The organism is Saccharothrix obliqua, assembly GCF_019375475.1.
In the GTDB taxonomy this organism is placed as follows: domain Bacteria; phylum Actinomycetota; class Actinomycetes; order Mycobacteriales; family Pseudonocardiaceae; genus Actinosynnema; species Actinosynnema obliqua.
On record NZ_JAHXGQ010000023.1, the window covers coordinates 1 to 20,760 of the forward strand.

19 protein-coding genes and 1 pseudogene are annotated in these 20,760 nt (G+C 72.5%); 11 read left to right on the top strand and 9 right to left on the bottom strand.

The annotated features are described in order from the left end of the window. Positions 1 to 354: pseudogene (locus KZQ38_RS35330) on the bottom strand (hypothetical protein); the annotation flags it as partial. Between the two features lie 300 nt (positions 355 to 654). Between KZQ38_RS35330 and KZQ38_RS35335 the strand changes: the two are divergent. Further along, positions 655 to 1,281: a hypothetical protein gene (locus KZQ38_RS35335; RefSeq protein ID WP_219448390.1), complete on the top strand. Its 627-nt coding sequence runs from the start codon at positions 655 to 657 to the stop codon at positions 1,279 to 1,281. Positions 1,282 to 1,633: 352 nt separating this feature from the next. Further along, positions 1,634 to 1,852 (top strand): DUF6343 family protein, encoded by a 219-nt coding sequence (locus KZQ38_RS35340; RefSeq protein ID WP_219448391.1) that lies wholly within the window; start codon positions 1,634 to 1,636, stop codon positions 1,850 to 1,852. Here KZQ38_RS35340 and KZQ38_RS35345 read toward each other — a convergent pair. From KZQ38_RS35345 to KZQ38_RS35355, 3 genes are all read right to left on the bottom strand, one after another. Continuing rightward, a complete protein-coding gene (locus tag KZQ38_RS35345; RefSeq protein WP_219448392.1) occupies positions 1,849 to 2,523 on the bottom strand; it encodes a DUF6766 family protein in 675 nt (224 codons plus the stop codon). The genes KZQ38_RS35340 and KZQ38_RS35345 overlap by 4 nt on opposite strands. Before the next feature lie 82 nt (positions 2,524 to 2,605). Next, entirely contained in the window at positions 2,606 to 2,962 is a 357-nt protein-coding gene (locus tag KZQ38_RS35350) for a hypothetical protein (RefSeq protein ID WP_219448393.1), read from the bottom strand. Beyond that, entirely contained in the window at positions 2,959 to 4,131 is a 1,173-nt protein-coding gene (locus tag KZQ38_RS35355; RefSeq protein WP_219448394.1) for a zinc-dependent alcohol dehydrogenase, read from the bottom strand. The genes KZQ38_RS35350 and KZQ38_RS35355 overlap by 4 nt, the downstream gene beginning before the upstream one ends. A gap of 121 nt (positions 4,132 to 4,252) precedes the next feature. Between KZQ38_RS35355 and KZQ38_RS35360 the strand changes: the two genes are divergently transcribed. Genes KZQ38_RS35360 through KZQ38_RS35370 form a run of 3 tightly spaced genes read left to right on the top strand, consistent with a single transcriptional unit; the run spans position 4,253 to position 7,795 of the window. After that, positions 4,253 to 5,437 carry a cytochrome P450 gene (locus KZQ38_RS35360; RefSeq protein WP_308258742.1) on the top strand — a complete coding sequence of 395 codons (1,185 nt, stop codon included), beginning with the start codon at positions 4,253 to 4,255 and terminating at the stop codon, positions 5,435 to 5,437. 35 nt (positions 5,438 to 5,472) lie between these two features. Then, on the top strand, positions 5,473 to 6,939 hold the full coding sequence (locus KZQ38_RS37405; RefSeq protein WP_219448396.1) for an aminotransferase class I/II-fold pyridoxal phosphate-dependent enzyme: 1,467 nt from the start codon (positions 5,473 to 5,475) through the stop codon (positions 6,937 to 6,939). 28 nt (positions 6,940 to 6,967) lie between these two features. Next, the gene (locus KZQ38_RS35370) at positions 6,968 to 7,795 is read left to right on the top strand and encodes an SDR family oxidoreductase (protein ID WP_219448397.1); all 828 of its coding nucleotides are present in this window, start codon (positions 6,968 to 6,970) and stop codon (positions 7,793 to 7,795) included. Between the two features lie 6 nt (positions 7,796 to 7,801). On the opposite strand, the gene KZQ38_RS35375 is transcribed toward KZQ38_RS35370, so the two are convergent. Further along, positions 7,802 to 8,512, bottom strand: coding sequence for a Crp/Fnr family transcriptional regulator (locus KZQ38_RS35375; RefSeq protein WP_219448398.1), 711 nt, complete (start codon positions 8,510 to 8,512; stop codon positions 7,802 to 7,804). 123 nt (positions 8,513 to 8,635) lie between these two features. Then, positions 8,636 to 9,298, bottom strand: coding sequence for a TetR/AcrR family transcriptional regulator (locus KZQ38_RS37410; protein WP_219448399.1), 663 nt, complete (start codon positions 9,296 to 9,298; stop codon positions 8,636 to 8,638). A 261-nt stretch (positions 9,299 to 9,559) separates the two neighbouring features. Between KZQ38_RS37410 and KZQ38_RS35385 the strand changes: the two genes are divergently transcribed. After that, the gene (locus KZQ38_RS35385; protein WP_219448400.1) at positions 9,560 to 10,759 is read left to right on the top strand and encodes a cytochrome P450; all 1,200 of its coding nucleotides are present in this window, start codon (positions 9,560 to 9,562) and stop codon (positions 10,757 to 10,759) included. A 246-nt stretch (positions 10,760 to 11,005) separates the two neighbouring features. Here KZQ38_RS35385 and KZQ38_RS35390 read toward each other — a convergent pair whose 3' ends face one another. The 3 genes from KZQ38_RS35390 to KZQ38_RS35400 all read right to left on the bottom strand — a co-directional run bounded on the left by KZQ38_RS35390 (position 11,006) and on the right by KZQ38_RS35400 (position 14,773). Beyond that, positions 11,006 to 12,607 carry an alpha/beta hydrolase gene (locus KZQ38_RS35390; RefSeq protein ID WP_308258739.1) on the bottom strand — a complete coding sequence of 534 codons (1,602 nt, stop codon included), beginning with the start codon at positions 12,605 to 12,607 and terminating at the stop codon, positions 11,006 to 11,008. A gap of 191 nt (positions 12,608 to 12,798) precedes the next feature. Then, a complete protein-coding gene (locus KZQ38_RS35395) occupies positions 12,799 to 13,791 on the bottom strand; it encodes an ABC transporter ATP-binding protein (protein WP_219448401.1) in 993 nt (330 codons plus the stop codon). Further along, positions 13,778 to 14,773: an ABC transporter ATP-binding protein gene (locus KZQ38_RS35400; RefSeq protein WP_308258740.1), complete on the bottom strand. Its 996-nt coding sequence runs from the start codon at positions 14,771 to 14,773 to the stop codon at positions 13,778 to 13,780. Before KZQ38_RS35400 ends, KZQ38_RS35395 begins: the two co-directional genes overlap by 14 nt. 66 nt (positions 14,774 to 14,839) lie before the next feature. Here KZQ38_RS35400 and KZQ38_RS35405 point away from each other — a divergent pair, with 66 nt between their 5' ends. The 5 genes from KZQ38_RS35405 to KZQ38_RS35425 are packed head-to-tail and all read left to right on the top strand — an operon-like array spanning position 14,840 to position 20,758. Continuing rightward, positions 14,840 to 16,165: a dipeptidase gene (locus KZQ38_RS35405; protein ID WP_257902967.1), complete on the top strand. Its 1,326-nt coding sequence runs from the start codon at positions 14,840 to 14,842 to the stop codon at positions 16,163 to 16,165. Beyond that, entirely contained in the window at positions 16,165 to 17,754 is a 1,590-nt protein-coding gene (locus tag KZQ38_RS35410; protein ID WP_219448402.1) for an ABC transporter substrate-binding protein, read from the top strand. Before KZQ38_RS35405 ends, KZQ38_RS35410 begins: the two co-directional genes overlap by 1 nt. A 4-nt stretch (positions 17,755 to 17,758) precedes the next feature. Then, the gene (locus tag KZQ38_RS35415; RefSeq protein ID WP_219448403.1) at positions 17,759 to 18,727 is read left to right on the top strand and encodes an ABC transporter permease; all 969 of its coding nucleotides are present in this window, start codon (positions 17,759 to 17,761) and stop codon (positions 18,725 to 18,727) included. Then, entirely contained in the window at positions 18,724 to 19,590 is an 867-nt protein-coding gene (locus tag KZQ38_RS35420; protein ID WP_219448404.1) for an ABC transporter permease, read from the top strand. The genes KZQ38_RS35415 and KZQ38_RS35420 overlap by 4 nt, the downstream gene beginning before the upstream one ends. A gap of 4 nt (positions 19,591 to 19,594) precedes the next feature. Then, on the top strand, positions 19,595 to 20,758 hold the full coding sequence (locus KZQ38_RS35425) for a M24 family metallopeptidase (protein ID WP_219448405.1): 1,164 nt from the start codon (positions 19,595 to 19,597) through the stop codon (positions 20,756 to 20,758). Positions 20,759 to 20,760 lie beyond the last annotated feature (2 nt).

Sequence of the window (20,760 nt, forward strand, 5' to 3'; positions counted from 1 at the left end):
CCCGAAGGTGCCGATGACGGTGCCGCTGCCGTTGAGCTTCCAGACGGAGACCTCGCCGGTGAATGCGTTGTACAGCACCAGGTCGTTGTGGCCGTCGCCGTTCATGTCGCCGTTGCCGACGATCTTCCAGTCGCGGGCGCAACCCGATGCCGCGTCGCAGCGGCCGGTCAACCCCAGGGTGCCGATGATCCTCCCGTAGCCGTCCGACCTCCAGACGGAGACCTCGCCCGAGGTCGCGTTGTACAGCACCACGTCCGCGGTGCCGGCGGCGGCGGTCGCCTGTCCGACGTGCGTGGTGAGCGAAGCGATCACAATCGCGCAGCCGGCGACGAAGACGCGTGCCAACCGACCCATCAGCCCTCCTCGATCCCGGTGGGTGTCCGTCGAAGAATCCTGGCGAAATCGCACGTTACTCGGGTGGAAACGGTTCTCCGTGCCGCCGAACAACGCATTCCACCGCGTCCGGAGGTTGGCGCAGAATGCTTCTACCTGCGGAGATAGTCCCGAACTATGGGCGTATTGTCGCTGCGACTTGGACGACCGCACGGGTGTCGCCGGACACTGGGTCGGCGCGACCGGCGCGCGTGCCGAACGTCGCGACGAAATCGCGCATTCCGCCGCTTGGAATCCGGTACCCGGTGAAGGGGGAAGTGGATGAGGAATGCGTTCACGGCGCGCGGTCGGCTCGGCGCGCTGCTCGCGGCGCTCGCGGTGGTCGTGCTGGCGTCATCGGCGTCCCAGGCGTTGGCGACCGGCCCGGAGCCCGCCGCGGGGACCATCACCGGCTGCTACGACGCGGCCGGGACGTTGCGCGTGGCGGACGTCCGGGCCGGCCGGTCGTGCGCGCCGACGGAGACCAGCGTGACCTGGAACGCCATGGCGATCAGCGCGATCCGGTGGATCTCGGGCAACGTCGTGCCGCTGCCCCGCGGTGCGGGGGAGCGGGCGCTCGTCGCGAGCCACCCGGACAACCGGCGGCTGCCCGCCGGGTCGTGGATCGTCGGCGCCGACGTGTTGATCGCGAACGGCCTGGAGCCGCCCACGTCGTTCCGGTGCTGGTTGCAGACCCGGGCCACCCGCTGGAACATCGGCGGGCAGCTCCAGGACTGGGGCGGCGCGGGCGGCTGGCACCGGACCCTCACCGTGCGTGGTCTGGTGAACCTCACGGAGCCGGACTGGGTCGACGTGTACTGCTCGCACGACCAGGCCGTGCCGTCCGGAGGCGTGTTCCAGGCGGAGAGTGTGGACCTGATCGCGCACAAGGTCGACTCGGTCTTCTGAGCCCCGCACGCCCTGCTTCGCCGCCGACGCCACGAACCGCTCCCAACGCCGGCGGCGAAGCAGCCCACCCACCGCGGTCCGGCGGTGGGCAGCCGGCCTGACCAGGCGTCCGGCAGGGGAGCGGCCCGCCCGCCCCGGGCAGCCGGGGGTGGCGGTAGTCCGCCCTAGACCCGGGCGATGACCAGCCCCGCCCTGGTACCGGCAGCGAGAGTCCTCGCCGGAGCCACCCATCGCGCTGGAGGAGCGGGCACCGGCCGCGCTCATATTCCTCTGTCTGATCAATTATTTCAGTGTTGATCAAAACGAACCGTCGACCGGGTGTGCCGTCAAGCGGCACGGGTAGTCCAAAAGCATGAGCAACGAGCTGCCACCACCCGCGCCACCCCGCAGCGCGTTGACGTTGCGCCTGTGGCTGGCCGGCTTCGGTGTGGTGTTCAACGGCGTGGCGGCCGTGCTGCTGTTCCGCGCGGACCTGCCGGTGTTGGGTGTCCTGCTGGCCGTGGTCGCCGTCGCGGCGGCCGTTGATCTGGCCTGGGTGGCGCACCGCAAGCGGCGGGGGGATCCGGGTTAGCCGGAATCGGCGGTGGTGTCGTGGGGCGCGCCGACCGGTTTGGACTCGGGCGAGCCGCGTTGGCGCAGGTACACGCTGAAGACCGCCATCGAGCCGATGGCCAGGAACTCGGACTGCCAGTTCTGGAGCGACCGGTTCCAGAAGTCGGCGGACACCAGGTACTCCGGCCACGTCACCGGGTCCTGGAAGTCGGCGAGCTGCGCGGCGTTGTGGGCGCTGTGCCCCGCGATGGACTGCGCGAGCCACGACCCGAGGAACAACGCCAGCATCACCAGGCCCAGCGAGTTCGAGTACCACGACGTCCGCCAACCGCCGACGCGTGCCCACTTGGGCGAGTCCGGTCCGGCGTGGGCGCCGAGCCGCTGCCGCTCGTCGGACTCCGCGCCGATCCGGTCGACCGGTTTGGACTCGTTGGAGCCGCGCTGGACCAGCCAGACCGTGGCGATGATGAACAGGAAGAACTGGAGGTACTCGGACTGCCAGTTCTCGGCGACGTCGACCGCGAAGTCGGACGACAGCACGTAGGCCCACAGCCCGATCGGGTCGCCGCCGTCGGTCAGCCTGCGCTCGTTGAGGGCGGCGTTGCCGGAGAACGCCTGGCCGACCAGGGATGCCAGGAACAGCAGGCCGAACACGAGGCCCAGGCCGTTGTCGCGCAGGAACGCCTTCACCGGCCCATCGCCCCGATGACGCTGAAGGCGATCAGCATCCCCACGACGCCGACCAGGTAGGCGTAGAACACCCCGCGCCGCATCACGGGCCTCCGACCTCGCACTCGTAGGGCCGGTCGGGCACCGGGCGGCAGCCCGCCGCCGCGACGCGCCAGCCGGTGTTCAGCTCACGCAGGAACAGGGTGTCCCCGGTGGTGCGCACGAGGGCGGCGTCACCCCACACGGCCACGTCGACGACCGCGCCGGTGGGGACGCCGAGCGCGGTGCAGTCGACGTCCTCCCGGGCGCGGTCGGTGAGCAGCGCGCAGGCGTGGTCGGAGCCGGTGGCCGCGGCGGTCTCGAACTCCTCGGCGGCGTGCCGCGCGGTGTCGGCGGCGCCGGAGCCGCACGCGCTGGTGAGCACCGCGGCGAGCAGCAGCACCGGCCCGCCGGCCCTCATGGCTTGAGCAGCACTTTCACGGCGTTGTCCTGCTTGCGCTGGAAGATCTCGTAGGCGTGCGGCGCGTCGGTGAGGGGCAGGTGGTGGGTGGCGAAGTCCTCGGTGCCGAGCGGGTCGGCGTCGCCGAGGAGGGGGAGGATTTCGGGCACCCACCGCAGGACGTTGGCCTGGCCCATGCGGAGTTGGATCTGCTTGTCGAACAGGGTGAGCATGGGCAGCGGATCGGCCATGCCGCCGTAGACGCCGCTGATCGAGATGGTGCCGCCGCGGCGCACGATGTCGATGGCCAGCCGCAGCGCGTGGAGGCGGTCGACGCCCGCGGTGCGCATGAACGGCGCGGCGATGGCGTCGGGGAGCATCCCGACGGCCTGGTGGGCGAGCTTGGCGAAGGGCGCGCCGTGGGCTTCCATGCCGACGGCGTCGATGACGGCGTCGGGTCCGCGCCCGTCGGTGAGGTCGCGGATGTGGTCGGCGAGGTGGTTGTCGTCGAGGTCGAAGGTGCGGACGCCGCGGGCGCGGGCCCGGTCGCGGCGTTCGGGGACGGGGTCGACGCCGATGACGGTCTTGGCGCCCCGGTGGAGGGCGATGCGCGCGGCCATGTCGCCGATGGGGCCGAGGCCGAGCACGACGAGGGTGTCGGCGGGCCCCGCGTACTCGACGGCCTGCCAGGCGGTGGGCAGGACGTCGGAGAGGTAGACGAACCGGTCGTCGGACGGGCCGTCGGGGACCTTGATGGGGAGGGTGTTGCCGAACGGGACGTGCAGGTACTCGGCCTGCCCGCCGGGCACGCCCCCGTAGAGCCGGGTGTACCCGAAGAGGGCCGCGCCCGTGCCCTGCTCGCGGACCTGGGTGGTCTCGCACTGGGAGTGCAGGCCCTGGCCGCACATGTAGCAGGTGCCGCAGGAGACGTTGAACGGGATGACGACGCGGTCACCGGGGCGGAGTTCGGAGACGTCGGGACCGACGTCCTCGACGACGCCCATGGCCTCGTGGCCGAGGATGTCGCCCCGGCTGATGAAGGGTCCGAGCACCTCGTACAGGTGGAGGTCGGAGCCGCAGATGCCGGAGGACGTCACGCGCACGACGATGTCGGTGGGGTCCTTGAGGACGGGGTCGGGCACGGTGTCCACGCGGACGTCGCGCTTGCCGTGCCAGGTGACGGCCTTCATCAGGTGGTTCTCCTCTCGTCGGGAGAGGCGTTCCCGGTTGGCCGGGTGTCAAACCGGTTGGGGTGGCGACCGGCGGGTATTCCAGCTCATGCCTGTTGCGACGAGGGTTGACACGGTCCGGGTGTTGGCGAAGGTGCTGCTGCCGACGTTGGCGAAGGGCGTCATCGTGCGGCGGCCCGCGATGACGGCGCTGGCGGAGCGGTTCCAGGTGGACGCGTCCGCTGTGGACGTGATGCGGTCCTTGTCGGAGCGGTACGGCCCGGAGCCGCTGCGGTTGCGGGTGACGGGGCGCAGCGTGGCGTTGGTGCTCGACCCGGGTGACGTGGAGCGGTTGCTGGCGGAGTCGCCGGAGCCGTTCGCGTTGGCGACGCGGGAGAAGCGGGCCGCGTTGGAGCACTTCCAGCCGCACGGTTCGCTGATCTCGCGCGGTGCGGTGCGTGACCGGCGGCGTGCGTTCAACGAGGTGGTGCTGCGGCCGGAGCGGGTGGACGCGGCGGCGGTGGCGCGGGACGAGGTCGACCTGCTGGTGCGGCACGCGGCGAGCACGGGCGTGTTGGACTGGGACGCGTTCGCGCCGGTGTGGTGGCGGATCGCGCGCCGGGTGGTGCTGGGTTCCGGCGCGCGGGCCGACGAGCGGTTGACCGATGACCTGAAGACGTTGCGGGGCAACGCGAACTGGGCTTACCTGCACCCGCGGCGCGAGCGGGTGCGTGAGCGGTTCGAGCGGCGGTTGCGGGAGCACGTGGCGCGGGCGGAGCCGGGGAGCCTGGTGGCGCGCGGTGGTTCGGTGGACGAGTTCGTGGGGCAGGTGCCGCACTGGCTGTTCGCGTTCGACGCGGCGGGGATCGTGACGATGCGGGCGTTGGCGATGGGCGGTTCGGGTGCGGCGGGCATCCTGGAGTCGGCGCGGCTGTGGCCGACGACGCCGGTGATCCTGCGGGAGAGCACGGCGTTGACGTCGTGGCACGGGACGTGGTTGCCGAGCGGGACGACGTTCGTGGTGTTCACGCCGTACTTCCACCGTGACCCGGTGCGGTTGCCGCACGCGGACCGGTACGCGCCGGAGATCTGGCCGCACCCGGGTGATCCGGCGATCGTGCCGTTCAGCGGTGGTCCGGGTGTGTGCCCGGGGCGGGACCTGGTACTGACGACCGCGGGCGCGGTGTTGGACGGGATCCGGTCGGCGTTGGCGTACGAGCCGCTGTCCGAACCGCTGCCGGCGACGTTGGACCACTTCCGGTTGTCGTTGGCGGTGTCGTTGCGCAGTGCCGCGGAGGCCACTCGTGGGGGCGTCACGCGGTTGTAGGGTTTCGGTCGTTCGACGGGGTGGCATACGGGGCCATGGACCACTCACGAGCCCCGGTTTTGGATGCCCTTCAGGAGTACCGGAAGCGTGATCACCTGTCGTTCACCCCGCCCGGCCACAAGCAGGGCCGCGGTGTCGACCCGCGGGTGCTGGACGTGCTCGGCGAGGACGTGTTCCGCTCCGACGTGCTCATGATGAACGGTTTGGACGACCGGACCATGAGCGGTGGCGTGCTGTCCGATGCGGAGCGGTTGATGGCCGACGCGGTGGACGCCGACCAGGCGTTCTTCTCCACGTGCGGCAGCTCGCTGTCGGTGAAGACGTGCATCATCACGGTGGCCCGGCCGGGGGAGAAACTGCTGGTGTCCCGCAACGCCCACAAGTCGGTGGTGGCGGGGTTGATCATCAGCGGCGTGGACCCGGTGTGGGTGCACCCGCGGTGGGACGCGGAGTGGGAGTGGGCGTACCTGCCGGGGCCGGAGGCGGTGGCGGAGGGCTTCGCGCGGGCGCCGGGGGCACGCGGGATGCTGTTGATCACGCCGACGGACTACGGGACGTGCGCGGCGATCTCCGACGTGGCGGACGTGTGCCACGAGCACGGCGTGCCGCTGATCGTGGACGAGGCGTGGGGCGCGCACCTGCCGTTCCACCCGGGGTTGCCGTCGTGGGCGATGGACGCGGGTGCGGACCTGTGCGTGACCAGCGTGCACAAGATGGGCGCGGGCCTGGAGCAGGGTTCGGTGTACCACCTGCGGGGTGACCGGGTGGACCCGGGCGTGCTGTCCATGCGCGCCGACCTGCTGGACACCACCAGCCCGTCGTCGCTGGTGTACGCGGGCCTGGACGGTTGGCGCAGGCAGATGGTGGAGCACGGGCACGGCCTGCTGGACCGGGCGCTGGGGTTGACCGCGGTGGCGCGGGAGCGGTTGGGCGGTGTGCTGCGGGTGGTGGGCCGGGACGACGTGGTGGGCCCGCGCAAGGCCGACGACCACGATCCGCTCAAGGTGGTGATGGACGTGTCGGCACTGGGCTTCTCCGGGTACTCGGCGAGCGAGTGGCTGCGGTCGCGGCACCACGTGGACGTGGGGCTGGCGGACCACCGGCGGATCGCCGCCCAGATCACCGTGGCCGACGACGAGGGGACCGTGGACCGGCTGGTGACGGCCGTGGCGGACCTGGTGGCGCACGCGGCGGAGCTGCCGCGGTCCCGTCCGGTGGACATCCCCGCACCGGGTGAACTGGAGCTGGAGCAGGCGGTGCTGCCGAGGGCCGCGTTCTTCGCCGACGCCGAGCACGTGCCCGCGGCGGAAGCGGTGGGCCGGATCTGCGCGGAGACGATCAGCCCGTACCCGCCGGGCGTGCCCGCGGCGTTGCCGGGCGAGGTGATCACCCGGCCGGTGGTCGACTACCTGCGCAGCGGTCGGGCGGCGGGCATGTTCCTGCCGGACCCGACGGACGGTGACCTGGACACGATCCGGGTGGTCGCGCGCGGCGCGGTGTGACGGCCGCCGGCGGGGGTAACCGGGTGCCATGACCACCGCACCGCTTCCCGAAGAGCGCGTCGGCGCGCCGCAGCGCGCCATCGTGACCGGTTCCGACTCCGGCATCGGCCGGGCGATCGCCGTGGCCCTCGCCGGTGGCGGGGTGGACGTCGGCATCACCTACCACTCGGACGAGGCGGGCGCGGAGCGCACGGCCGCGCAGGTCCGCGACCAGGGCGGGGTGCGCGCGGTGGTGCGCCGCCTGGACCTGACCGACCTGCCGGGCGCGGCGGCGGTGGTGGACGAGCTGGCCGACGAGCTGGGCGGCGTCGACGTGCTGGTGAACTGCGCGGGCACGGGCACCCGGCAGAAGGCGCTGGAGATGGACTTCTCGACGTGGCGGGACGTGCTGTCGGTCGACCTGGACGGCGCGTTCCTGTGCTCGCAGCGCGCGGCGCGGCGGATGATCGCGGCCGGGAAGGGCGGGCGGATCATCAACATCACGTCGGTGCACGAGCACGCGCCGCGGGTGGGCGCCGCGCCGTACTGCGCCGCGAAGGCGGGGTTGGGCGCGTTGACGAAGGTGCTCGCCATGGAGCTGGCGGAGCACGCCATCACGGTGAACTCGGTGGCGCCGGGTGAGATCTCGACGCCGATGACGGGGCAGGGCGACGTGGACCCGCGGGACGAGCACCGGCCCGGCTACCCGCTGGGCCGGCCCGGTCACGCGGAGGAGGTCGCCTCCGTGGTGGCGTTCCTGGCGACGCCCGCCGCCGGTTACGTGACCGGGTCGTCGTACGTGGTGGACGGCGGGATGCTGTTGATGGGTCCGCAGCTCAGCGGCGTCCACGGGGACGACGCGTGGCGGGAGCCCTGACCGGGGTCAGGTGCGGCCGAGGGCGAGTTCGAAGGCCGCGGCGTCGAACTCGCGCAGGCGTTCCAGGTCGGGCACCAGCACGTCCCGCCGGACGCCGGTGACCACGAGGCCCGCCTTGCGCAGGTCGCGGAACGACTTCTCGGCGGTGCGGGGTTTCATGCCCGCGATGGAGGCCAGCTCGACCTTGGTCAGCGGGAAGCCGAGGACCCAGCCGTTGCGCTCCTGCCTGCCGTGCTCGCGGACGAGTTCGGCGAGGACGCGGGCCACGCGCGTGGCGGCGGGGCTGGGCATCTCGCGGCGGCGCTCGTTGGCCCACCGCAGGCGGGCCTGGCCGATGTTGACCAGCTCCACCAGGACGTCGGTGTGGCGGCTGAGGAACGCCGACAGCTCGTGCCGGTTGATGAAGCGGGCCTCGACCTCGCCGCAGGAGATGACGGTGGCGGACCTGGGCTTGCCGTCCAGGGCGGCCATCTCGCCGACGAGGTCGCCCGCCGCCTTCAGGCCGAGCAGGGCGGTCTCGCCGGCCTCGTCCACCACCTGCACCTTGACCACGCCGCGCAGCAGGAGCAGGGCGTGGCTGTCGTGGGCGCCCTGCCGCAGCACCTCGCGGCCCGCCGCGAAGCGGATGGGAGCGCCGAGTTCGAGCAGCTCCTGCCGGGTGGTCTCGCGCAGTCGGCCCAGGAGGCTGCGGTACGGCCATTCGGGAGTCACAGTCACCTCTGCGCTGTCGGAACCGTTCGGGTCACCCCTGCATACCACCGGCAGCGGCCGGGCGGAGCAGGCGTCCCGGACAGATTTTCCTCACCCGGTGGGACCGGCGTCCAGAGGCCGGTGTGTTTTTCACCGCCGTCGCGGTGCGAGGAGCAGTCCGGTGACGGCGTCGGTGAGGGCTTCGCCGACCATCGCCCAGTCGGCGGGCTCGCCGGTGTCGGCGGCGGCGCGCTCCTGCTCGGCGCAGGTGTGGATGATGGCGAGCCGGGAGGTCCGGCCGCGCAGCGCGGCCTCGGCGGGCGGCAGGTCGGGCACGTGGGACCACACGGCGGCCAGGCCCTCCTGGTAGTGCGGCGCGAACAGCGGGTCGGCCAGGACCTGGTCGGCGAACGCGGGGTCGGCGGAGATTTGCGCGGTGAACCGGGCGAACCAGCTCGGGGTGCCCAGCGCGGCGAGGTGGTCGGTGTAGGGGAGCACGAGGGCGGCGACGTGCTCGCGCGGGTCGGTCGAGCCGCGGGCCCGCTCGACCAGGACGCGGGTGCGGCGGGCGATCGGCTCGGCGTGGGCGCGGGTGATGGCGAGGATCAGGTCCGTGCGGGTGCCGACGTGGTAGGTGAGGGCGGAGTTGTTGGCCTGGCCGGCGGCTTCGACGATCTGCCGGTTGGAGACCTGGGCGAGGCCGCGTTCGGCGAAGAGGCGCTCGGCGGTGCTGAGCAGCAGGCCGCGGGTGGCTTCGGCCTGTTCGCGCCGGGGCGAGGGACGGGTGCGGGTCGGCGGCGGGTCGGTGTCCATGGCGGACATCCTGGCGGTTCCGGCGCGTCGCGCCGAGCCCGACTTGCCGGGTTGGTCGGGTGTGCCGCCCAACGTGTGCCCGGTGCGTGACCTCGGAGTTCCGCAGCGTGATGAGACAAGTGTCTGACTCATTGCTACCGTGTTCATAAGAGAGCTGTCTGACTACGGGGCGTCATCGGCAGTCTCGGCGTGGGCCGCGGCGGCTCCCGGCTGGTGCGGTCCCGGTTCGGGCAGCACGACCACGAGTGGCGAGGAGCTGGGATGACCACCGCGGTGAGCTACCCGTTCGGCGAGCCGGCACGGCTCGACCCCGAACCCGAGTTCGCGACGCTGCGCGCCGAGCGACCGGTCAGCCGGGTCCGGCTGCCGTTCGGCGAGGAGGCGTGGCTGGCGACCCGCTACGAGGACGTCCGGACGGTGCTCGGCGACCCGCGGTTCAGCCGGGCCGCCGCCACGGGCCGCGACGAGCCGCGGCTGCGCCCGGCCGCCGTCGGGGTGCCCGGCAACATCATGGCGCTGGACCCGCCCGACCACACCCGGCTGCGGCGGCTGGTGATGAAGGCGTTCACCGTCCGGCGGGTCGAGCGGTTGCGGGTCCGTGCCCAGGAGATCGCCGACGAACTCGTCGACGCCATGGTCGCCCGGGGCCACGCCGAACTCGTCGAGGACTTCGCCGTGCCGCTGCCGACCACCGTCATCTGCGAACTGCTCGGCGTGCCGGTGGCGGACCGGGACGACTTCCGCGTGTGGTCCGACGCGTTCCTGTCGACCACCCGGTACACGCCCGACGAGGTCCGCGAGCACGTCGCGAGCCTGTCCCGGTACATGGCCGGGCTGATCGCGCGGCGGCGGGAGAGCCCGACCGACGACCTGATCGGCGCGCTGGTCGTGGCCCGCGACGAGGAGGACCGGCTGTCGGAGGACGAACTGCTCGCCCTCGCCATGGGGTTGCTGGTCGCGGGCCACGAGACCACCGCGTCGCAGATACCCAACTTCGTCCACACCCTGCTCACCCACCCCGACCAGCTCGCCGTCCTGCGTGCCGACCTCGACCTGGTGCCGCGCGCCGTCGAGGAGCTGATGCGGTACGTGCCGCTGGGTCTCGGCGCGGGCATCGCCCGCTACGCGGTGGAGGACGTCGAGCTGAGCGGCGTGCTGGTGCGGGCGGGCGAGCCGGTGCTGCCCGTGCTGGTGTCCGCGAACCGGGACGAGACCGCCTTCCCCGACGCCGACCGGCTCGACCTGCGGCGTGAGCCCCGGAGCAGCCACCACGTCGGCTTCGGGCACGGCGCGCACCACTGCCTCGGCGCGCCACTGGCCCGGATGGAGTTGCAGGTCGCCCTGGACACGCTGCTGCGCAGGCTGCCCGGCCTGCGGTTCGCGGGCGAGGTCCGGTGGAAGGAGGGCATGGCCACCCGCGGCCCCGCCCACCTGCCGCTCACCTGGGACCAACCCGCCTGACCGGCACCCGGCGACGCGGTGCGCGCCGTGCGCACCGCGTCCGGATCGGACCGCCCTGCGGGCGCTCGCGCAGCACCCGGACCGTCCTGCGGGCGCTCGCGCAACACCCGGACCGCCCTGCCGGCGCTCGCGCACAGCGTCTCGGGCTGTCCCGCCCGACTCGCGCGCAGCACTTCGGCGGGTGGTGCCCGCGCTCGCGCGCGGCGGCCCGGGCCGTCCTGCCCTCACTCGCGCGCAGCACCCGGATCAGCCGCCCGACCGCGCCGCCACCACCCGCTCGTACCGCTCCACGTCACCGGGCCGCCACCCCGGCGGGTCGAGGATCGCCGCCCACGCCGCCGCCGACTCCGCCGGACCGTAGTGGTGGCCCTGTCCGGCCGGCACGTCCACCGCGAACACCAGGTCGATGGTGAGCTGCCAGAACGTCACCGCCGGCAGCCACCTCATCTCCGGGCTCACGTCCGGCGCCAACGGCTCCTCCAACCACTCCGGGGGCGTGGTCAGCAGGTCCGGCGACCACCACACCACCGGGTCGGTGGCGTGCTGGAGGTACACCACCCGGCTGGGCCCCCACGGGCCCGGCAGGTCCAGGTCCGCCGGGCGGCTCGCGAACCGCACGGCCGCCCCGCCGCCGACCACCGGCAGGCGTTCCGGCGAGCCGGGTTCGCGGTCGGCGGTGATACCCGCCCACACCGCCGTCGAGTTCGGCGTGCCCACCCACAGCGCGCCCGACGTGCGGGTGGTCATGTCCTGGAGCCCGCTGAACGCCGCCTGCCCGCCGTACGCGCCCAGGCTCTCCCCGAACGCCACCAGTTTCGGTCTGCGGTCCGCCGGCCGCCGGTCCCACGCCGCGTACACCAGGTCGAACAGCTGCGCACCCGCCTCCTGCGGGCTCTCCCGGTCCGCCACGAACGCCGCCCAGCTCGGCAGGTACGAATACTGCACGGCCGCGATCGCCGTGTCCCCGCCCGCGACGTGCTCCAGCGCCTCGGCGATCGCCGGGTCCACCCAGCCGGTGCCGGTGGTCGTGGCCACCGCCAGCACCGACCGGTCGAACGCGCCCGTGCGCTCCAGTTCGGACACCACCAGCGCCGCGACGTCCGCCGGCGAACCCGCCGACGACAGACCCCCGTACACGCGGATCGGCGTCGGCGCGGGCCGCCCGGTGAACGCCGACAGCTCCCGCGCCGTCGGACCACCCGCCACGAACGCCCGGCCCTCCTTGCCCAACGACTCCCACGGCACCGGCGACGCGGGCGACCCGGACCGCTCGGGCGCGGTCGGCCGCACCACACCCGGCGGGTCGCCCCGGTCGGCGGTCGCCGCCACCCGGTTCACCACCTCCAGGAACCCGTTGACCAGCGCTCCGTTCACCACCAGCACGGTGAGCACGGCCACCACCGCCGTCGCGACCACCCGCGCCACCAGCACCGGCACGTACCGCGCACCCCACGCGGACACCCGCCGCGCCGCCGCGCGCAGCAGCCGACCCGCGTGCCGCAGCGCCAGGCCGACCAGCAACGCGATGGCGAGCACCAACCCGTAGTTCAGGGGCTGGTCGACCGGCACGCCGACGAGTTCCCGCACCTGCCGCTGCCAGTGCGCGCCGAGCACCAGCGCGACCGGCACGTACACCGCCGCCACGACCGCGAACGCGATGTCACCCCGCCGCCGCGCCCGTCGCGACCACCGGGGCCGCACGCCCAGCCAACGCGCCAGCCGCCCCACGCCCAGCCCCACCAGGTACCCGGTGGCCGAGCAGATGCCGGTCGCGACGCCCTGGAGGTACCACGGGCGGGGCAGCAGCGACGGCGTCATCGACCACGCGAAGAACACCAGGGCGAACACCAGCCCGACAGTGCCGAACGTCCGCCGGTAGCGGACGAGCGCGGCGCGGGCGGAACGCCGGCGCGGTGCCTCGGCTGCCGTGGCGAACCTCCCCGTCCGCGAGCCCGGCGACCGCCCGGCCCGGTGTCGACCGAATCCTAAGCCGGCTCACGGGTGTCCGCTGTGGACGCACCAGGTGTCCACCATGGACACTACGCGCGGGACAACGCGGTCTCCGCGAAGTGGCACGCCGCCACCCGCCCGTCGCCCAGCTCGCGCAGCACCGGCGTCTCCGCACCGCACACCTCTCGCGCCAGCGGGCAGCGGGTGTGGAAGCGGCAGCCCGCGGGCGGCGTCACGGGACTGGGCGGGTCGCCGCCCAGCACCTCGCGGTCCGGGTCGCGCTCGCGCGGGTGCCGGATCGGCACCGCCGACAGCAGGGCACGCGTGTACGGGTGCGCGGGCGCGTCGTACACGGTGGACACGTCGCCGACCTCGGCCAGCCGCCCCAGGTACATCACGGCGACCCGGTGCGACACGTGCCGCACCACGGCCAGGTCGTGCGCGATGAACACCAGCGCGATGCCCAGCTCGCGCTGCAACCCGGCCAGCAGGTTCACCACCTGCGCCTGCACCGACACGTCCAACGCGGACACCGGCTCGTCGCACACGATCACCGACGGCTCGGTGGCCAGGGCGCGCGCGATGCCGATCCGCTGCCGCTGACCGCCGGAGAACTCGTGCGGGTACCGGTTCATCATCTCCGGCGCCAACCCCACCAGCTCCAGCAGCTCCGCCACCCGGTCGCGGCGGGCCGCGCCCCTGGCCAGCCGGTGCACGTCCAGCGGCTCGGCGACCAGGTCCAGCACCGGCAGGCGCGGGTTGAGCGAGGTCAGCGGGTCCTGGAACACCATCTGCACCCGGCGGCGCAACGCACGCGCCTCCGCGCCCCGCGCCCGGCCCAGCCCGCGGCCCGCGAACCGGACCTCGCCGCGGTCGGGCCGCTCCAGGCCGACCAGCAGGCGCGCCAGGGTGGACTTGCCGCAACCCGACTCGCCGACCACGCCGAGCGTCTCGCCCGCGGCCAGGGTCAGGTCGACGCCGTCCACGGCGCTGACCCGCGCCCGGCTGCCCAGGCTGCGGCTGGCGCGGTAGGTCTTGTGCAGTCCGGTGGCGGTCAGGATCGGTTCGTCAGAGGGCGACACGGCGCAACTCCTCGGCGTGGTGGCAGGCGGCGGTGCGGGCGTCGGGGAACGGCCGCGCACCGGGTCGGTCGGTCCGGCACACGTCGGTGGCGCGCGCGCACCGCGGGTGGAACGCGCACCCGCCGGGCAGCGCCAGCAGGTTCGGGGGAGTGCCGGGGATCGCACGCAGCTCACCGCCGGCGGCCTGCGCGTCGGGCACCGAGCCGAGCAGCGCCTCGGTGTAGGGGTGGTTCGGCGCGTCCAGCACGTCGGCGGCGCTGCCGGTCTCCACCACCCGGCCCGCGTACATCACGGCGATCCGGTCGGCGATCTCCGCCGCCACGCCCAGGTCGTGAGTGATCAGCAGGACGCCCATGCCCAGTTCGGTGCGCAGCCGGTCGAGCAGCCGCAGCACCTGCGCCTGCACGGTGACGTCCAGCGCGGTCGTCGGCTCGTCCGCGATCAGCAGCCGGGGCCCGAGCGCCACGGCCATCGCGATCAGGATGCGCTGCCGCATCCCGCCGGAGAACTGGTGCGGGTAGTCGGTGACGCGGCGGTCGGGCGCGGGGATGCCGACCAGGCGCAGCAGCTCCACCGCCTCGGCACGCGCGGCGCGCTTGGCCAGCCCGCGGTGGACCCGGAACAGCTCGCCGATCTGGTCCCCGATCGTCAGCACGGGGTTCAGCGCGGACAACGCGTCCTGGAACACCAGCGTCATGTCCCTGCCGCGGCGGGACCGCAGCTGCTCGGGCGACATGCCCAGCAGGTCGTCGCCGGCCAGCGACAGCTCGTCGGCGGTCACCGCGGCGTTGGGGTGCAGCAGGCCCATGACGGCACGCGCAGTGACGGACTTGCCGGAACCGGACTCGCCCAGCAGCGTCACGACCTCGCCGGGCGCGACGTCGAGGTCCACCCCGGCGACGGCGGGCACCGGCCCGCGCGGGGTGGCGAAGGTGACCTTCAGACCGCGGACCCGCAGGACGGGCGCATCGGGAACGGACACACGGCTCTCCCTCGGTGCGACGGATTCGTGCGCTGAATCAAGGATCTGCGCCGAAGTTGTTTTCACATGTTGACACTTGCGCTGAATTTTGACAACGTCCCGTCCATCCTGCCGATGACGTCCACCCCGCCGCCCGATCCCGCCGGATTCGTGCGCGGCCAGGGGATCCGAAGGGGTGACCCCGTGCTCGACCGCGCCCAGCGCTACACCGGCTACCAGTCCTACGACTACCTGGAGGCGGGTGTCGACTACCGCGAGTTCAAGTTCGCGCCCGAACTGGACCGCGTGCCCGCCTACACCGGGCTCGACCTCACCGACGCCCAGCGGGCGCGGGTGACCCGCCTGCTCACCGACAACATCGTGGTGTCGCTGCACGACCACCCGACGCGGTTCCCGGAGAACATCTCCGAGACCATCGACTACAACCGCACCGGCCGCCAGCACACCGGCTTCGAGGGCCTGGCCCGCTCCGGCATGACCGCCGTCTTCGACAACTTCATGGACGGCACGTGCTGCGTCACGAGCCAAATGGGTTGGAAGTGGACCGACGTCATCGCCGACATCGGCACCCGGCTGGCCGACCTCGCCCACCAGGACTACGTCGTCGTCGCCCGCGACGTCGCCGACATCCGCGCCGCGCACGCCGACGGCCGCATGGCGCTGGTGGTCGCCACCGAAGCCGCCACCATGATCGAGAACGAGGTGGACCGCCTCGACATCCTCTACGGCTTCGGCGTCCGCCAGATGGGCATCGCCTACAGCGAGGCCAACACCCTCGGCGGCGGCCTCAAGGAGAAGCGCGACGGCGGCCTGACCTACTTCGGCGAGAAGGCCGTGCGGCGCATGAACAAGCTCGGCATCGCCATCGACGTCTCCCACTCCGGCGACCAGACCTCGCTCGACGTCGTCGAGCACTCCACCAAGCCGGTGTTCATCACCCACGCCGGCGCACGCGGCGTGTGGCCCACCAACCGGATGAAGCCCGACGAGGTCATCCGCGCCTGCGCCGAGCGCGGTGGCGTGATCGGCATCGAGGCCGCGCCGCACACCACGCTCTCGCCCGACCACCCGCGGCACAACATCGAGTCCGTCATGGACCACTTCACCTACTGCGTGGACCTGGTGGGCATCGACCACGTGGCGTTCGGCCCCGACACGTTGTTCGGCGACCACGTCGGCCTGCACGACGCGTTCGCCCAGCACCTGTCCATCGCCCAGGCCCACGGCCACGTCGACCACCCGCGCGTCGACTACGTGGACGGCCTGGAGAACCCGGCCGAGTGCTTCTGGAACATCGTGGCCTGGCTGGTCCGCCACGACTACTCCGACGACGACATCGCCAAGGTCCTGGGCGGCAACGTCATGCGCGTCCTAGAGGAGGTCTGGTACTGATGCGACCGGTCACAGCGAGAAGGGCGGTCCGCGGGCTGGCCGCGGTCCTCGGCGCGGCGGCGCTGGTGGTGTCCGCCGCGGCCTGCGGCGCCGGCGGCGCCTCGGGCGGCAAGTCCGCCACCCGGATCGTCATCGGCACCACCGCCGACGTCGTCAACTACAACCCGCTGGTCGGCAACAGCCGCACCGACTCGTGGGTCACCAACCTGATGTACCCCAAGCTGATGTCGATGGACATGGAGGGCAAGCGGGTCCCGCACCTGGCCACCTCCTGGGAGTACGCCGAGGGCGGCACCAAGGCCCGCGTCAAGATCCGCGACGACATGAAGTGGACCGACGGCAAGCCGGTCTCCGCCGACGACGTGGTGTTCACCATCGACGCCGTCGCCAAGGAGAAGATCGGTGTCGTCGCCGGCCTGATCTCCTCCTACGGCTCCGCCAAGGCGCTCTCGCCCACCGAGGTCGAGTTCACGCTCACCAAGCCCGACGGCACGTTCCTGGACAACGTCGGGTTCTGGATGGCCGTCGTGCCCGCCCACGTGTTCGGCAAGGCGCCCAGCGTCGCCAAGTTCGCCAACGACTCCGACTGGGTCTCCGCCGGGCCGTACAAGCTGACCAAGGTGGAGCGCGGGCAGCGGTACGTGCTCGACCGCGTCACGCCCTACCCGCTCGCGCCCGACAACACCCCGAACCTGGAGCAGGTCGTGTTCCGCGTCTTCGGCGACGTGAACACCGAAGTCCTCGCGCTGCGCAACGGCGAGATCGACCTGGTGGCCAACGCGCTGCCGCCGACCCTGGCCAAGTCCGTGCAGAACGACAACAAGCTCAAGACCGTCGAGATCCCCTCGCTCGGCTGGGCCCACATGCAGTACAACGTGCAGCGCGCGCCGCTGGACAAGCTGGAGGTGCGGCAGGCGCTCGCGGCGGCCGTCGACTACGAGGCCATCCGCAAGTCCGCCCTCCAGGGCGCGGCGGTGTCGTCCGACTCCTCGGTGCTCACCCCCACGCTCAAGCAGTGGCACGACCCGTCGGCCCAGGAGTACCGGCACGACGTGGCCAAGGCCAAGGAGCTGCTCGCCAAGGCGGGCCACGCCGACGGCCTCACCCTGAGCATGATCTACGACCAGGCCGACCCCAACATCGCCAAGTGGGCCCAGCTGGTCCGCGACGGCGCCAAGGAAGCCGGCATCGAGATCAAGCTGGAGGGCCTGGAGCGCAACACCTACGTCGCCAAGGGCAGCAACCGCGACTTCGACATCTACGCCGGTTCCTGGGCGATCATGGACAACCCGCCCGCGAACCTCGGCCTGGCGTTCAAGTGCGGTGGTTTCATCAACTACGCCAACGTGTGCGACCCCGAGCTGGACAAGCTCATCTCGCAGGCGCAGGAGCAGACCGACCCGCAGGCCGCCAAGGACCCGATCCAGCGCGCGGCGCGGATCATCTCCGAGCAGGTGTACGACAACGTGCTGTACGTGGAGAAGTTCACCTTCGCGCACGGTGCGAAGTGGACCGGGTTCGAGCAGCGGCCCAGCGAGCTGCTGTCCATCGTCAACCCGGAGTCGCTGGCCAAGGCGAAGGCGAACTGACGCCATGTCCACTGCCGCCGTCGGTTTCGCCGCCCGCAGGGTGCTGCGCGGTCTGCTCACCATGTGGTTCGCGGTGACGGTCACCTTCTTCCTGCTCCGGCTGCTCCCCGGCGACCCGGCCCTGGCCATCGCCGACCCGGGCATGACCGAGGAGCTGCGGGCGAACCTGATCGCGAGCTACGGCCTGGACCGGCCCATCCTGGTGCAGTATTGGGAGTACCTGGTCCACCTCGTCCAGGGCGACCTCGGCGTGTCGTTCCGGCAGAACCAGCCGGTGACCACCGTGCTGCTGGAACGCCTGCCCTGGACGCTGCTGCTCGCGCTGTCGGCGGTCGTGGTCACGGTCGCGGTCGGCATCCCCCTCGGGGTGCTGGCCGCGACCAGGGCCCGGTCGTGGGTCGACCGCGTCGTGCAGGTCGGCGGGGTCACCGCCCAGTCGATGTTCGTGCCCAGCATCGGCGTGCTGCTGCTGTACGTCTTCGGCGTCACCCTGGGCTGGCTGCCCATCGGCGGCGCGATCGACGAGGACGTCACCGGCCTGGCCGCCGTGGGCAGCGTCGTGGCGCACCTCGTGCTGCCGTGCCTGTCGCTGGTGCTCATCCAGCTCGGGTCCTACGTGCTGACGCTGCGCACCACGCTCATCGAGACGCTGGGGGAGGACTACGTGTCCCTCGCCCGCGCCAAGGGCGTGACCGCGCGCAAGGTCGTGTGGAAGCACGCCCTGCGCAACGCCCTGCTGCCCACCACCACCCTGATGGGGCTCCAGTTCAGCCTCCTGGTCGGCGGCGCGGTGCTCACCGAGACCATCTACGCCTACCCCGGCGTCGGCCGGGCGATCTTCGAGGCCGTCGGCCGCCTGGACTTCCCGGTGCTCCAGGGCGCGTTCCTGGTGCTCGCGTTCACGGTGATCATCGCCAACCTGCTCACCGACATCGCCTACGGCCTGCTCGACCCGAGGGTGAGGACGTCATGAGCGTCGAGACCGCGACCGCGCTGCCCCCGTCGGAGAGCACCGCCGCGCAGACCTGGCGGGCGTTCCGCCGCAACCCACTCGGCGTGGCGGGCGGCCTCGTGCTGGTCGCCCTCGCCCTGGTGGCGATCGCCGCGCCGCTGCTGGCCGACTACCCCAGCGGCAGCAGCGACGACGTGCTGGTCGGCCCGTCCGCCGGGCACCCGCTCGGCACCGACGACCTCGGCCGCGACGTGTTCGGCCAAGTCGTGTGGGGCACCCGGATGAGCATCGCGGTCGGGTTCGCGGCGAGCGTGCTGGCCATCATCGCGGGCACCGCCATCGGCGTGGCGGCGGCGTACTTCAAGCGGCTGGACACCGCGCTGGGCGTGCTGGTCGACCTGTCGCTGTCGCTGCCCGTGCTGCCGCTGATGATCCTCATCGCCGCCCTGGTCGGGCCGAGCGCGACCACGCTGATCATCGTGATCGCCGCGTTCAGCTGGCCGGAGGTCGCGCGCGTCGTGCGGTCGCAGGCGATGACCGTGATGCCGCAGCAGTTCATCGCCGCGGCCAACGTGATCGGCGGCTCCAACACGTGGATCATCCGCAAGCACGTGCTGCCCGGCGTCGCGCCCGTGGTCGTGGTGTCGGTCGTGATGACCACGTCCCGCGCGGTGCTGTCCGAGGCCGGCCTGTCCTTCCTCGGCCTCGGCGACCCGGACAACTGGTCCTGGGGCACCATCCTGCACAACGCCCAGCAGTCCGGCTCCCTCACCACGGCCTGGTGGACCACCCTGTTCCCCTCGGTGGCGATCCTGCTCCTCGTGGTGTCCACGACCCTCCTCTCAGTGGCGTACAACGACGCCCGCAACCCGAAGACGAGGTGATCCGGTGGCCTTCACCCAACGGCTGCCCGCGACGTTCCACACCGACCTGCGTGCCCGGATCGGCGCGGCGCTCGACGCCGAAGGGCTGGACGGCGTGGTCCTGGACGACGCGCTGGACGTCGCCTACACCACGGGCTTCAGCCATTTCCCCAACGAACGGCCCGTGGTCGCCTACGTGCCCCGCGTCGGCGACGCCGTGCTGCTGGTGCCGGACCTGGAACGCGAGTACGCCGCCGCCCAGGACGTGCACGCGCAGGTCCTGGCCTACCCGGAGTTCCCGGGTGAGCGGTCGCCGTTCGCCGTGCTCCGCGACGCCGTCGGCGCGCCGGCCCGCCTCGGGCACGCCGGGTCCACACCGGTCGCCCGCGCCGCGGAGCTGGCGGACGTCTTCGGCCGCACGCGGTGGTCGGTCACCGACGTGGTGGACCGGCTGCGCCGGGTGAAGACGCCCGAGGAGATCACGCTGCACCAGGAGGCCGCGCGCATCGCCGACGCGATGCTGGCCGAAGGGGCGCGGCTGGTCGCCGAGAGCGCCGAACCACCCACCGAGGCCGAACTCGCGCGTCACGTCACGGGTTTCGGCGCGGCCCTCATGCACGCCGAGCACGACGACGTCGTCGTGGTGCCCATGCTCACCGGCGGCCTGGTGTACGGCGGCGCGAACTCCGCCCAGCCGCACCGGATGCCCGGCGGCGACCGGCTGCGTGCCGGTGAGCCGTTCATGCTGTCGCTGGGGTGCGCGGTCGGCGGCCGGTTCGTGGAGAGCGAGCGCACGTTCATCCTCGGCGAGCCGACGCCCGAGCAGCGCCGCTACTACGAGGTGGTGCGCGAGGCGCAGCACGTCGGCACCGAGGCGTTGCGGCCCGGCGTGCGGTGCGCCGACGCCAACCGGCGCTGCCTGGACGTCATCCGCGCCGCCGGGCTCGGCGGGTTCCTGCGGCACCGCCAGGGCCACGGCATCGGCCTCGGCTTCCACGAGCCGCCGTGGGTGTCCGAAGGCGACGACACCGTGCTGCTGCCCGGCATGGTGCTGTCCAGCGAGCCCGGTGTCTACGTGCCCGGCCACGCCGGCTACCGCATCTCCGACACCGTCCTGGTCACCGAGGACGGCCCGCGCCGCCTGACCGGGTACCCCCGCGACATCGACGACATCGTGATTGGACGCTGAAA

Bases quoted from the DNA above. Each gene is read 5' to 3' on its own strand.
- KZQ38_RS35355 (WP_219448394.1), bottom strand. From the start codon at position 4,131: ATGAAGGCCGTCACCTGGCACGGCAAGCGCGACGTCCGCGTGGACACC.
- KZQ38_RS35410 (WP_219448402.1), top strand. From the start codon at position 16,165: ATGCGACCGGTCACAGCGAGAAGGGCGGTCCGCGGGCTGGCCGCGGTC.
- KZQ38_RS37405 (WP_219448396.1), top strand. From the start codon at position 5,473: ATGGACCACTCACGAGCCCCGGTTTTGGATGCCCTTCAGGAGTACCGG.
- KZQ38_RS35340 (WP_219448391.1), top strand. From the start codon at position 1,634: ATGAGCAACGAGCTGCCACCACCCGCGCCACCCCGCAGCGCGTTGACG.
- KZQ38_RS37410 (WP_219448399.1), bottom strand. From the start codon at position 9,298: ATGGACACCGACCCGCCGCCGACCCGCACCCGTCCCTCGCCCCGGCGC.
- KZQ38_RS35385 (WP_219448400.1), top strand. From the start codon at position 9,560: ATGACCACCGCGGTGAGCTACCCGTTCGGCGAGCCGGCACGGCTCGAC.
- KZQ38_RS35415 (WP_219448403.1), top strand. From the start codon at position 17,759: ATGTCCACTGCCGCCGTCGGTTTCGCCGCCCGCAGGGTGCTGCGCGGT.
- KZQ38_RS35350 (WP_219448393.1), bottom strand. From the start codon at position 2,962: ATGAGGGCCGGCGGGCCGGTGCTGCTGCTCGCCGCGGTGCTCACCAGC.
- KZQ38_RS35405 (WP_257902967.1), top strand. From the start codon at position 14,840: ATGTTGACACTTGCGCTGAATTTTGACAACGTCCCGTCCATCCTGCCG.
- KZQ38_RS35335 (WP_219448390.1), top strand. From the start codon at position 655: ATGAGGAATGCGTTCACGGCGCGCGGTCGGCTCGGCGCGCTGCTCGCG.
- KZQ38_RS35420 (WP_219448404.1), top strand. From the start codon at position 18,724: ATGAGCGTCGAGACCGCGACCGCGCTGCCCCCGTCGGAGAGCACCGCC.
- KZQ38_RS35370 (WP_219448397.1), top strand. From the start codon at position 6,968: ATGACCACCGCACCGCTTCCCGAAGAGCGCGTCGGCGCGCCGCAGCGC.